The 12,408-nt window shown below is 60.5% G+C and carries 12 protein-coding genes; 6 read left to right on the top strand and 6 right to left on the bottom strand.

The features are described from left to right. Positions 1-43: 43 nt before the first annotated feature. Together AB6B39_RS02535 and AB6B39_RS02530 are read right to left on the bottom strand one after the other, a co-directional pair. The gene (locus tag AB6B39_RS02535; protein WP_284371468.1) at positions 44-1,285 is read right to left on the bottom strand and encodes a hypothetical protein; all 1,242 of its coding nucleotides are present in this window, start codon (positions 1,283-1,285) and stop codon (positions 44-46) included. Between the two features lie 57 nt (positions 1,286-1,342). Further along, complete coding sequence (locus AB6B39_RS02530; protein WP_284371466.1) at positions 1,343-1,702, bottom strand: hypothetical protein; 360 nt, start codon at positions 1,700-1,702, stop codon at positions 1,343-1,345. Between the two features lie 225 nt (positions 1,703-1,927). Here AB6B39_RS02530 and AB6B39_RS02525 point away from each other — a divergent pair, with 225 nt between their 5' ends. Both AB6B39_RS02525 and AB6B39_RS02520 read left to right on the top strand, forming a co-directional pair. After that, positions 1,928-2,200, top strand: a complete 273-nt coding sequence (locus AB6B39_RS02525) for a 4a-hydroxytetrahydrobiopterin dehydratase (protein WP_284371464.1) — start codon at positions 1,928-1,930, stop codon at positions 2,198-2,200. A 71-nt stretch (positions 2,201-2,271) separates the two neighbouring features. Further along, positions 2,272-4,155 carry a DUF885 domain-containing protein gene (locus tag AB6B39_RS02520; RefSeq protein ID WP_284371462.1) on the top strand — a complete coding sequence of 628 codons (1,884 nt, stop codon included), beginning with the start codon at positions 2,272-2,274 and terminating at the stop codon, positions 4,153-4,155. Positions 4,156-4,264: 109 nt separating this feature from the next. Here AB6B39_RS02520 and AB6B39_RS02515 read toward each other — a convergent pair whose 3' ends face one another. The 3 genes from AB6B39_RS02515 to AB6B39_RS02505 all read right to left on the bottom strand — a co-directional run bounded on the left by AB6B39_RS02515 (position 4,265) and on the right by AB6B39_RS02505 (position 8,208). Then, on the bottom strand, positions 4,265-5,119 hold the full coding sequence (locus AB6B39_RS02515; protein WP_284371460.1) for a hypothetical protein: 855 nt from the start codon (positions 5,117-5,119) through the stop codon (positions 4,265-4,267). Between the two features lie 259 nt (positions 5,120-5,378). Further along, the gene (locus AB6B39_RS02510; RefSeq protein WP_284371458.1) at positions 5,379-6,704 is read right to left on the bottom strand and encodes a hypothetical protein; all 1,326 of its coding nucleotides are present in this window, start codon (positions 6,702-6,704) and stop codon (positions 5,379-5,381) included. A gap of 157 nt (positions 6,705-6,861) precedes the next feature. Next, a complete protein-coding gene (locus tag AB6B39_RS02505; RefSeq protein WP_284371456.1) occupies positions 6,862-8,208 on the bottom strand; it encodes a hypothetical protein in 1,347 nt (448 codons plus the stop codon). A gap of 255 nt (positions 8,209-8,463) precedes the next feature. On the opposite strand from AB6B39_RS02505, the gene AB6B39_RS02500 reads away from it, so the two are divergent. Genes AB6B39_RS02500 through AB6B39_RS02485 form a run of 4 tightly spaced genes read left to right on the top strand, consistent with a single transcriptional unit; the run spans position 8,464 to position 11,399 of the window. Beyond that, the gene (locus AB6B39_RS02500; RefSeq protein ID WP_371398682.1) at positions 8,464-9,303 is read left to right on the top strand and encodes a bifunctional hydroxymethylpyrimidine kinase/phosphomethylpyrimidine kinase; all 840 of its coding nucleotides are present in this window, start codon (positions 8,464-8,466) and stop codon (positions 9,301-9,303) included. Beyond that, positions 9,300-10,448 carry a serine hydrolase domain-containing protein gene (locus AB6B39_RS02495; RefSeq protein ID WP_284371452.1) on the top strand — a complete coding sequence of 383 codons (1,149 nt, stop codon included), beginning with the start codon at positions 9,300-9,302 and terminating at the stop codon, positions 10,446-10,448. Before AB6B39_RS02500 ends, AB6B39_RS02495 begins: the two co-directional genes overlap by 4 nt. 13 nt (positions 10,449-10,461) lie before the next feature. Continuing rightward, on the top strand, positions 10,462-10,974 hold the full coding sequence (locus AB6B39_RS02490) for a PaaI family thioesterase (protein ID WP_284371450.1): 513 nt from the start codon (positions 10,462-10,464) through the stop codon (positions 10,972-10,974). Then, complete coding sequence (locus tag AB6B39_RS02485) at positions 10,971-11,399, top strand: PaaI family thioesterase (protein ID WP_284371448.1); 429 nt, start codon at positions 10,971-10,973, stop codon at positions 11,397-11,399. The genes AB6B39_RS02490 and AB6B39_RS02485 overlap by 4 nt, the downstream gene beginning before the upstream one ends. A 62-nt stretch (positions 11,400-11,461) precedes the next feature. Here AB6B39_RS02485 and AB6B39_RS02480 read toward each other — a convergent pair whose 3' ends face one another. Next, positions 11,462-12,247, bottom strand: a complete 786-nt coding sequence (locus AB6B39_RS02480; RefSeq protein WP_284371446.1) for a SapC family protein — start codon at positions 12,245-12,247, stop codon at positions 11,462-11,464. Positions 12,248-12,408: the final 161 nt, after the last annotated feature.

The following is a 12,408-nucleotide window of genomic DNA, read 5'->3' as shown; positions in this document are numbered from 1 at the left end:
AGGCGGGCTTTTTCATGGCTGATCTAAACGACCGTCGCGGCGATCAGCGCCTCAAACGGGCGGGTCCCACGGGCACCGGATCGGGCCGAGGCGGGGTATAGGCCGGGGCCGACGCGCCATAATTATTCGTGCGGAAACGATCCGTTTCGTGGCCAGATGCCGTCGAGGGGGACGCGGCGTTGTAGCTCTTCGTCGCCGGATCGAAATGATAACCCGACATCTTTCGGTGGACCGTCGGCTGAGACGTTGTCGATTGATGTGTCGTCCGGCTGGTCGTCACATACGTTTTATGGCGGGTCGGAATCTTCATCGTGCCCTGGTAGCGTGACGAATGCAGGTTCGACGGCGGATGGCTGCGAGTCACAATTGGTGATTTCACGGTCGGTACTGTGACAGTTGGCGCCTGCATTGTCCGGGTGGCGCAGACAACCCGTCGCCATTCATAGCGCTCATCCTCGATCAACTGACGAGTCTGAACCTGTGCAAATTCGGCTGGGACCTCGACCCGGCTTTCGCCGCCCGGATGAACCAGCGTATCGATATGCAAGCTCCGATATTGTGCAGGGACAGGAATTTTACGAACCCCGCCCGGATCCGTCACCACTTGTTTTGCGATGGTTTCCGTTCGGGCTGGGACCCGTGTGCGGTGGATTCGGCCCGGCTCGCTCATGACCTGACGCTTCACGGTCACGGACTGACCCGGTTCTTCGACCAGGCACCAGATTTCGCACATGGGGCCGCATTTGGTTCCGCCCGACGCGCCATATTGCGTGGTGGACCGATAACCCTGACCTTTGATTCCAGCGTCGGCGGTTGAATGAATGATGTAGCCCTGTGCCCTTAACTGTGCTGGATTGCCGCGTTTCCAGACCAGCCGCGGAGCCGATGTCTGCAGCGTCTCCACCCGTGTCTGGAAGCGCGGGGTCGTTACACTCAGTTTGTCATACGCGGGACGCGTGACGATCTGTTCCGTTACGGTTTCATAGGTCGGTTGGCGCACTTCATAGCGGACACTGGCTTCCCGGACCATGACAGCCTGACTGCGCGTTTCGAATTTTGGCGGCTGGATCTGCGGGACGCTATAGGCGTCGCGCGTCAAGACCTTCTGCGTCGCATTCTGATAGCGTGCCGGGATTTTCACCCGAGCATAACATTCCCCGGCGACCGGGTTAGGCGGCACCAGATCAGGCGTATAGGCAGGCCCGCCTGCCAGTGCGGGTGACGCCACAAGGGGCAGGGTGAGCAGCCAAAGTGCAGTTCCGGCGAGAGCGCGGCAGTCGGTCATGTCGATCCTCCTGAAGGTCCAGACTAGTCGAGAACCATCACAGGGTGCAAGTTATGGTTAACGCATCCGCTCATTACGTCTTCGCAACAATGAACGCGCCCGTGGCAGGGCGAAACTGGCCAGAAGAGCGCCGATCAGATTGGCGAGCGCGTCCAGCCCGGAGGCGGTGCGGCCTTGGGACATAACGCCCTGAGCCAGTTCGACCCCCAATCCGAATAGCGCTGCGATGGCAACGATCCAGACCGGTCTGCAGCGCGGCCAGCCGAGCGCCATAAGTCCTGCGAGTAGGCCGTAGGCCAGCAAATGCTGCACCTTGTCGGCATGATTGACACCAAGCGACCCGGTGAAAGGCTGTAGCGACAGGACCAGAATCACCGTCGCGACAGCGACGGCGAGTATGCGAAATACCCAGATCATATGGCCGCGCAGTGACCTGCTTCTCTGGCGATTGGAAGGCAAAATCGCGGCACGGACATGAAAACTGTCAAATGAAGCCAGGCCCATCATGACCCGTGCATGGACCGGATATGATTAACTCCGACTGAACGACACCCTTATAGTTAATCTGGTCAGACGTTCTGAATAGGGTTAGGATGGGTCCGTGTACGGCCAATATCTGCCGTCTAGACATAAGGATGGCTGATGGAACGGCTCGACCCAAAGGACGTCGCAGACGCCTTGCCCGGATGGACAGGCGGTGATGACTTCATCACCAAAGTCTTCAAATTCGATGATTTTGCGCAGGCCTTCGGCTTCATGACCCGTATCGCGATCACGGCGGACAAGATGGATCACCATCCGGAATGGTTCAATGTTTATAATCGCGTCGATGTCACGCTAACGACGCATGATGCGGGTGGCGTCACCCAAAAGGATGTCACCCTGGCCGAAGCCATGGAAAAAGCGGCGGGCTGACGCACGCCACCATTGTGATTCCGGGCGTCAGCCACAAGTCTGCGCTCCGACCATTCAGACTGGATATTCCGATGACACTCATGCTTTCCCGACCCGTTCTGTCGCGTCACCTGCGCCTGTCCGCCGCCAGTGTTCTGGCGAGCCTGTTTCCCCTGATGGCAACAGCGCAGATCAGCGATGCGCCACTCACCGACTATAGCTGCCCGGAAGGCCGATTCGTCAGCACTGAACCCGGTGCCGCCTGTGCTTTGCAGGATTCACTGGACCGGCTGATTGCGGATTTTCATGCGACCGAATTGATCAACAACCCGATCACGGCGGGGGAGCGCGGCGACCGCGACGCTCTGCGAAGATTGCCGGATGTCAGTGTCGAAGCGCGACAGCAGGCACAGGCTAGACTCGAGGCCATCCTCCGACGGCATACGGCGCTGCAGCGACGTCCGGCCTTTGCCGACCTGTCCGAAACCGATCGCATGAATTATGAAATTCTGGGCTTCGTTCTGGACCAGCGTCAACGCCTCGCCCCGTTCGATTCCTCCCGTCTGCCCTTCGTCAACGATAGCGGCTTCTTCAATCAGATGAGTTATGTCTCGCGGCAGACACGCTTCGCAACGGCCGACGACTATCAGGCCTATGCGGCGCGACTGACGAAACTGCCGCGCTTCTTCGCGCAGAATCGCGACAATATGCGGCGCGGCATGGCCGAGGGTTACACGGCCAATGCGGGAATCCTGACCGGTGTCATCGATACGGTCCGGGCCCTGTCCGAAGGGTCGGCACAGGACCATCCGCTATTTGCGCCGTTTAAGGACTACCCGGACACGATTTCGGCCGATGAGCGCGACCGGCTGACCGCTCTGGGCCAGGCCGCATTGGAGACATCGGTGCTGCCAGCCTATGCCGAGCTGCTTGAATTTCTGGAACAGGAATATGCCCCAACGGCCCGGACAGAAGCCGGGATTGGCGGCACGGAAGCGGGGCGCGACTATTACCGCGCTCTGGTAAGGGATTTCACGACGCTCGACCTGTCGCCTGACGAGGTTCACGAGATCGGCCTGCAGGAAGTCGCGCGGATCCGTAGTGAAATGGACGCGGTCATCGCCGAGTCCGGTTTCGAAGGCAGCTTCGCCGAGTTTCTGACATTCCTGCGAACCGATCCGCAATTCTACGCCAAGAGCGAGGAAGAGCTGCTGAAACATGCGTCCTGGCTTGCCAAACGCATCGATGGGGCCATGCCGAAATTCTTCGGTCGCATGCCGCGCTTGCCTTACGGCGTCATCAAGGTGCCGGACGAGATCGCGCCCAACTATACGACGGGCCGTTACTGGCCAGGGTCACTGGAGGCCGGGCGGTCCGGATCTTACGTGGTCAATACCTATAATCTGGCGATGAGGCCCCTTTACAATCTGCCAGCATTAACGGCGCATGAGGGCGTTCCGGGCCACCATCACCAGATCGCTCTGGCGCAGGAACTCGACGACCTGCCGGAATTTCGTAAATCGCTCTATGTCGTGGCCTTTGGCGAAGGGTGGGGACTCTACACGGAAAAGCTCGTCGCCGAGATGGGGCTTTACGACAATCCCTACGAAAAGTTCGGCCAGCTGACCTATGAGATGTGGCGCGCCTGCCGACTGGTCGTCGACACCGGCATGCACTGGAAGGGCTGGACGCGCGAGCAGGCGGAAAGCTGTTTTCTGGAAAACTCCGCCCTCTCGGAGAGCAATATTCGCACCGAAGTCGACCGCTATATCAGCTGGCCCGGTCAGGCTCTGGGTTACAAGATCGGCGAGCTGAAGATCCTGGAACTTCGCGAACGCGCCGAAAACGCGCTGGGTAGCGATTTCGATATCCGGGCCTTCCACGACGCGGTTCTGGAGAAGGGCAGCCTGCCCCTGTCTCTGCTCGAACGTCAGATCGACCGTTATATCGCCGAGACCCGCACAGGAACAGAATAGCTCCGTTCGAAGCAGCCCTTTTCCGATCGGGAATTGGCGACACCGCAAACAAAAGGGCCCCGGACGTTACGTCCGGGACCCTTTGCAATTACGTATGTGTCCAGTTGGACTAGAAGCGATAGCGACCGCGCAGCATCAGCGGAACGGAGATGCGCTCGCCGCCCTGATTGACACCGGCCAGACCGTTCGCCACATTGATCGACGTCGTATTGGCATCACCACCACCTGTGTAGCGGATACCCGTCTCAAGGCCGATCGTGCTGTAGCGCGTCAGAGGCGTTTCGAGACCGACGAGACCTGCCGCGGAAGGTACCCAGCCAGAGTCCTGGAAGGCGATCGGCGCACCGACAGCAACGCCGCCGATTGTCGCGTTTTGAATGGCAATGCCATCCTGATAGGCAGCCCCGACACGACCTTCGACATAAGGTCGGACAGACCGCACGATCGGCGCGGCTGTCGGGCGGAAATACTTACGCAGCCCCAGCTCGACACCCGTCGAACGATAGTCTGACAAGGCACCGGTCATGACCTGACCACCATTCACTGTGCCCCAGTTGAACACGCCGGCGCTGTCCGCTTCGTCGATGAAGCCCATCGCCGTCACTTTCGTGTCAGGCGCCAGAGCATAGGACAGACCCAGCTCAGCCCGCTGACCCGTGTCATAGGCTTCGTCGAAGTCGACATCGCGAACGGCGGATGCCGCAACAGTGCCGTCGCTGCCAGTGACGGCATCACCGCCAACATTGAAGGACGCGCCAATGCCGCCTTCAAGGTTCCAGCGGGAAATACATCCCGATGGAGCTGGACGGTGCTTTTTCACCGTGACGCCGCATTTCGATGTCGGCGCGGCAGCATAGTAGCCACCATAAGCCGGTCCGGCATTATAGGAGCTATGGCCCCCAATTCCCAAGAAAGAGCACCCCGAAAGCGAAATAGCGGCGGCTCCAAGAAGCAGTTTGCGCATGATTGTCATCCCTGATCCGTCAGTCCCGGATCGGCACGATGCCAATGGGACACTGTCTCACGGACCGGACCGTTGCAACGTCCGTGCCAGACTGTGCCGAAATGAATCGAAAAAAGAGATTTCTTGAGGAAAAAACGCGGCAGGCTTTGGACAAAGGCTTTGCGAGTTCCGTGCCAAGGTTAACGCCTGCGCTGACAACCAGGTGCATGAAACTGCAGATCGGACCTTGCCGACCTGCATAGGGATGATGAGACTGGAATCAGAAGGACAGACGTCCGCGCAGTGTTAGCGGAATGGTGACCCGATCTTCGGACGGGGCCGCCGAGTCCATATTGTCGCGCCAGCGCACGCCGGTTTCGACACCGATCGCAGCCCGCGGACCCAGTGCAAGCTCGGTCCCCAGCACGGCAGAGGCGGTCGGGCTCCAGCCCGCATCGATAAAACGTCGCTGACCGTAAACGGTGCCGTCATCATTATAGGTCTGCACGAAATCCACGTCATTATTGTGTGCGATGCCGGCGGATGCGGCGAGATAAGGGCGGAAGGCGGGGTCGTGACCGACATAGCGGCGCACGCCGGCTTCGATCGTCGTCAGGTTCAAATCAGAGAAGGTGCCGTCGAGGCTGCGCGGCGTACTGCCCGCATCAGGCGTGAATGTGGTTCCGGCCCACGTACCCGGCTGCACGGTCGTATAGTTGGTCACCGTCTGCCCTTCGGCAGAGCTGGTGCTGATCGATCCGAGGACGGTCGTATTGCGTGACAGATCATAGGATAGCGCACCGCCAATCGTAGTCGCACTGCCGAATGCGTCTTCATAGGCGATTGGCTCGATTTCGCCGACGCGAATACCGATGGATGTGTCGCCATCCGGCGGACCGGAGCTTTTCTTGGTGAAGAGCTTGCCGGAGCTGTCAAATTCCGTGCCGACGAAAAGCTCGACGCCGAACGGCATGCTGGCACCGCCACCACCCGTGACGCCGCAACAGACCGGACCGCGCAATTGCGGAACGCCGTAAGGGGCCGGATAGGGCTGCGGGACATAGATCGGCGCGCCGATGACCGTCTGGACGCCGCCACCTGCAACGTTTCCGCCGGCAAATCCGCCGCCTGCCTGTGTTGTCACGGCTGCGCCAAAGGGTGCGCCCGCACCCAACGTCGTCACCGGCTGCTGAAACCCGCCAATGGCTTGACCTGGTGCTGCAAAGCCCTGAGCCGCAAAGCCCTGAGCCGCATAACCCTGAGTCCCATACCCTTGGGCCGCAAATCCTTGCGCGCCGTAGCCTTGCGACAGACCGGCTGTTTGGGCCCCGTAAGATTGCGCCCCTTGGGTTTGAAACCCGTATCCGGCTGCGCCGTAAGGCTGCATGGGCTGACCGGCGCTATAGGCACCCATCTGGCATCCAGCAGTCCCGCCATATCCGTAGGACATGTGCTGATAGCCCTGCATGCCGCCTTGACCGGACGCCGCTGCCTGACAGGCCGGATGACCCGCCATAGATGGGTGCGTACCGTAATGTCCGCCACTGCCATACCAGGAACACCCTGTCAGGGCCGCTGCCGAAATCGCCAGGAGTGCAAGCCGCATCTTAGGCCTCCGTATCCTCATGTTCGCGATGACGGCGAATCCTGCCGATACGAACGTTTACTTTGTTATGGTTAAAGGCTGTTAGCCTTAAGAAACCGTTCTCAAAGGCCGAACAAATCCTTAACAGAGCGGGTTTTTTCACCCGCCCCACCGGTCTCTAGAAGTTGAAGCTGCCGCGCAGCGTCAGCGGCACGGAAATATTTGTGTCGCCCTTCGCGCCATTCGAATAATCACGCGCACCTTCGACCCGCAGACCGGTTTCGAAGGCCAGGGCCGTCGCAGGCGTGACCTGCCATTCGACACCGGCGCTCAGACGACCGGAGGGAACCCATTGTGCATCATAAAGGGCCACTCGGCGCGTCGGCGGTGTGGCCGCGTTGCCGTCCAGATCATAGCCTGCAATGTCGAGATCGTAGGAGTTGGGCGTTTCAGCCTCATAGACGGACCGATAGGATAATTGCCGCTGATCGATGGTGAAGGAGGCATCATTATAGCGAGACGCGCCTGCCGACGCGCCGAGGAAAGGCGTCACAGTCCGGCCCGTATCCTGTCCCGCGACGGGATTGAGATAGAATCGACCGCCCGCTTCGAGGTCGAGCCGTTCCATATCGGAGAAATCATAGGAATATTCGCTCAAGGTCTGCCCGGTCCGGAAGCCGGTCGCCTGCGACGTCGCGACCAGAACGAAATCATCATAGATACGCGTTGTCGCCTCTTCGAACACCGTGCCCTCGACGCTCACTGCTCCGCCGCTTGTACCCTCGGCCCGCGTATAGCCGACCCGGCCAAAGACAGTCGCCCGGTCGCCGAGAATGAATTCGCCGCCAACACCGATCGTCGTCGGGGTCGACCAAGCATCCGACAGCGAGATCGATCCCTGCGATACGTCGTCCCAGTCTTCCGGATTGGTCTGAAGCCGGTCATCGGCATAATAACGGTAGGTCGTGACAGCGCCGTCGGCGATCGATCCTTCCGTGCGACCTTCCTGATAGAGATTGGGCTGATAGCCATTGGTCGGGGCCAGCGGAAAAGCAGTATAGTCGATCGCATTGCCCGAAATGCTGCGTTCAGCCCCCAGATCCAGGCTGGCGCGGAATTTGGGACGGCGCAAGGTCGGCGCGGATGTCCGGGCCGGAGCCTGGGCATAGGGGTTGCCACCGGCATGGCTGCCATATCCGCCCGACGTATATCGCGGTTCTCCGAATTGCGGTTGCTGCGGAAAGCCCGTGGGATTGGCCGCGCCGGGGTACGCTTCGGCCTGTGGGCGGACCACAACCTGTGACGGATGACAACCGGGAGGCAGCGGCGCGCGCGCATGGGTCACGACACAGCGACCCGCCGCATCATAGGGCGCAGTGCTATAGGGCGAACGGCCATAGGGTGCGTTAGCCGCCTGACCGGATGATCCGGAAAAAAGGCCGCCAACCCTGTCGCCAAATCCCCCCAGATAGGAGCATCCCGACAGGAGAAACGCCGAAAAAGCCAAAGCTGCAAGACGCATCACGTCCCCCGCACAGTCGAACATAGAAGGCGGACAGGGCCCGCCATGGTTAACGGCTCATGGACTGTCTTGCTTAACAAGCGGTTTAGCCCGGCGAAGTTTGACGATTCGGCCTTTGCGACGAACCGTCACGGGATTGCGTCAACCAATTGCCGCGCGGACGATTGTTGAGAGGCGGTTGCTGACAGGTGAACGACGGGCAGGCGATTGACGGGCAGGCGAACGACGGGCATCGCGCCAAACGTGACCCGCGTTCTGATGATATCCTCTTTCACGGCGACCAGCCACGTCGGCTCTGTCGTCAGCGCCTTCGTGCTGCGCCGTATGGGCATCGATGTGACGGTCCTGCCGACGACCCTGTTCGGGCGGCATCCCGGCTGGGGTTCGCCGGGTGGCAATATCGTCCCGTCCTCACAGCTGGAGGATATGTGGGACGCCGTGCAGACCCAATCCCGGGAGCAGGGCCTGCCCTTCGACGCCGTCATGACCGGCTATATGGGCGAAACGGGGCATGTCGAATTGGCGGAAACGATCATCCGGACGCTGAACCCTCCACTGGTTCTCGTCGATCCTGTCATGGGCGATGGCAGTCGGGCGCGCGAAGGACTCTATATCGATGCGGATCGCGCCGAGGCGATCTGCGACAGGCTGATCCCGCTCGCCAATATTGCCACGCCCAATCTTTGGGAGTGGCGTTTCATGACCGGCAATCTGTCGGAAGACGACCCGATCCCGCCGCGCCCGCTGACCGGGATCAACGAGACGCTCGTTACCTCCGTTACCTCCGGTCCGCAGATCGGGGCCATGCTGTTCGAGGCGGGTCGGACACATACGATCATGCATGACCGTTTCCAGGGCGTTCCCAATGGCGGCGGCGATGCGCTGGCTGCCGCCTATCTGGGCCATCGCCTGTCCGGAACTCCGCCCCGCGAAGCGATGGGACGCGCCGTGTCGGCGATCTTTGCCGTCATGCAGGCCGCCAATGCCGCCGACGCCGGAGAACTCCCCTTGATCCGGGCTCAGCATTTTCTCCAATCCGCAGCGACGGGTGCGCATGACGACGCAGCCCCCAACCTCACCATAAAGACCACGCCATGAGCGATACTATCCCGCTATCCGGAACGATCGATCCTGGCTTCGAAGCCGTGCGAACGGCCATCCTCGATAACTTCGCGCAAGAGGAAGAGCTGGGCTGTCAGGTCGCAATCTTCAAAGACGGCGAGCCCGTCGTCGACGTGCAGGCGGGGTGGTCCGATCGCCAGAAGACGCAGCCCGTCGCGCCGGATACGCTGTTTTCCGTCTATTCTTCCGGCAAGGCGATGGCGGCGCTCGTCATCGCCTGGCAGGTCGAACAGGGCCTTCTCGACTATGAACAGCCCGTCGCGGAAATCTGGCCCGCCTTCGGCGCGCACGGGAAAGGTGCGTTGACCCTTGGACAGATGATGAGCCATCAGTCCGGCCTGTCCGGTATTCGCAATCCGGATTTCGCGCCCGAGGACTGGATCGACTTTGACGTCGTGATCAAGATTCTGGAAGATCAGGCCCCCTTGTTCGAGCCAGGCAGTCAGAGCGGCTACCATCCGATCACGTTCGGCTTTCTGGCCGGCGAAGTCGCACGACGGGTTGATCCGGACGGGCGGCATCTGGGGCAAATCTTGAGTGACGAGTTGGCTGGACCGGCCAAAGCCGATGTCCATATCGGTCTTGACCCGAGCGATCACGTCCGTGTGGCCCAGGCCGTCAAACCCCGTGCCATGGCCGATCTGGGGCGCCTTACCGAGATCAAACGGATCGCCTTTCTGAAACCCTGGTCATCGCCGGCGCGCATCTCCGGCGAACAATGGCGTGAGGCAGAAATGGCCGGGTCCAATTGTCAGGCCACGGCTGCCGGGATTGGGCGGATGATGGGGGCTTTCGCCCATGGGCAGATCGCCGGGCGCAGAGTTCTGAGCGAAGCGACAAGAGACGCGGCGACGGCGTCGCGTATCAAGGGACTGGACGCCGTCCTTCCGTTTACCATCGACTTTGCCGCAGGCGTAATGCGCAACGATCCGAATTATGCCTACGGTCCGCACCCTGACACGGTCGGTCATTCCGGTTGGGGCGGATCGGCCGTCTTCGCCGATGCGAAAACGGGGCTGCACGGGGCCTATGTCATGAACCGTCAACGTAACTATCTGATGGGCGACCCCCGGGCCAACCGGGTTATCGATGCGGCCTTTGCCGCGCTCGACGCCGCATAAAGGACGACATCCCATGGATATGAATGAACGTCTGAAACTATTCTGGGATGTCGGGGCGGCGATGGTTGCCAGCACGCCCCACGCCAATGAGCTCGGCATCAAATTCGTCGCGATCGACGAAGGGCAGGCCACGCTCTCCCTGCCCTATTCGACGCATCTGATCGGCGATGCACGGACGCGTGTCGTTCATGGCGGTGCGGTTACGACCCTGCTGGATCAGGCTTGCGGGCTGGCCGCCTTCACCGGCTTCGACACGATGGGGGCACTGGCGACCCTGTCGCTGCGGATCGATTATCAGCGCGCCGCCAAACCGGGCGAGACCATTATCGGATTGGCCGAATGCTACAAGACGACCAAACATGTCGCCTTTCTGCGGGCCGTTGCACATGACGGCGATGAGAGCGATCCGATCGCGACGGCGCAGGGCACTTTCATGAGCACGGGGCCGCGCCTGTCCTTCGAAGATGCCATCAAGGCGCGATTGTCGAAAGGCCAACGACCCGACACTGCGGGAGACCCGTCATGAGCCTGTCCGACATTCCATCCGAGAAGACCATTCGCGATCTGCTGACCCGCATTCCCTATGCACAGACATTGGGGATCGAGCCGCATTTCATGGGCGAGGAATTCACCCTGATCCTGCCCTACCGTAAAAGCAATATCGGCAATGCGACACTTCCGGCCCTGCATGGCGGTGGGGTTGGCGGCTTCATGGAAGTCTGCGCCATCGTCCAGATCATCCTGAACAATCCCGACCGGCAATTGCCCAAGCCAATCGGCATTACGGTCGACTATCTGCGCCGTGGGCATCCGGTCGACACGTTTGCGCGCGCACAGATCTTTAAACAGGGCGCCCGCGTTGCCAATGTCCGCGTTCGGGCCTGGCAGGACCGGTTCGACACGCCGATCGCAGCCCTGTCGGGTCAGTTTCTGATGGGCAAGGAAAGCTGACGGGCCAATAAAAAGCCCCGGCAAGGGCCGGGGCTTGATGACATCAATCGTCTGGCTTTGCTTTAGGCTTTGCCAGCCTCCTGTTCCGCCGTCGCGCGACGCAGCGTCATATTGACCAGGCGCTGCCAGTTGGACAGCGACACCAGATGCGCATAGGCCACGGCCAGAATGCCGCGATCAGCCAGGCTCTTGGTCGTTTCGGCATCAAGCGCACGCAGCTTATCTTCGGAAATCGCGAAATAGTCGGCGATTTTCTGACGCTCGGCCAGGCTGCCATCCGGGTTATTGCCCTGAAAGTTCATTTCCTTCGGCTCGAACAGGTCCAGACGCTTCAGCTCTTCGACCATGGTGGCCGTCGCCTGACGGTCACGTTCGAAGTTCTGCAGGAATTCAAAGGCTTCCTTCGTATATTGCGATGTGTCGTCCTTTTCGAAGAAGCTCTGTGCGGGTTTCTTGTCGGTGACGCAATCGGCGGCCTCGTCGACACAGACGACGAAACGCTCATTATTGGAATCGTTGGCCAGCACGAACGGATAGCGGCGGGCAAAGGCCGGCATGTAGAAATCCGTATGATAGACGCCGTTCTCGATGAACAGGTTCTCGCCCGTGCGGATGCCCATCACGGCCAGCGGAGAGCGGTCTTCACCGGCAAAAATGATCGGGAAGGAGGCTGCAGCCGAGCCGAATTCCGGGGCTGTGATCGGCAGAAAATGCTGATCCGCCATGAATTCAAACGGCTTGTCGGTCGGCGTGACGCCGAATTTTCCGTGCTTACCGCGGCTCAGCGGAACCGGGTTTTCGTAGAACATGACATTGCCAGTCACGCTGATCTGCTGCTCTTCAGCCATTTTCGCCTCTTGATGAAGTCGGAGAGTGGAAGGGAGAAACGCCCGTCCCGTTCGTGCGGCGCCGCCCATGGGTCATTTATTAAGCCCGCGCCATAGCCGAACCGTCTGCCCCCATCAACCGGGCTTTTCAGGTCGGGCCATTGCCCTTTGCCATCCGGGCG

The sequence above is a fragment of the Algimonas porphyrae genome, assembly GCF_041429795.1.
In the GTDB taxonomy this organism is placed as follows: Bacteria; Pseudomonadota; Alphaproteobacteria; order Caulobacterales; family Maricaulaceae; genus Litorimonas; species Litorimonas porphyrae.
This window is presented reverse-complemented; position numbering and strand designations above follow the sequence as displayed.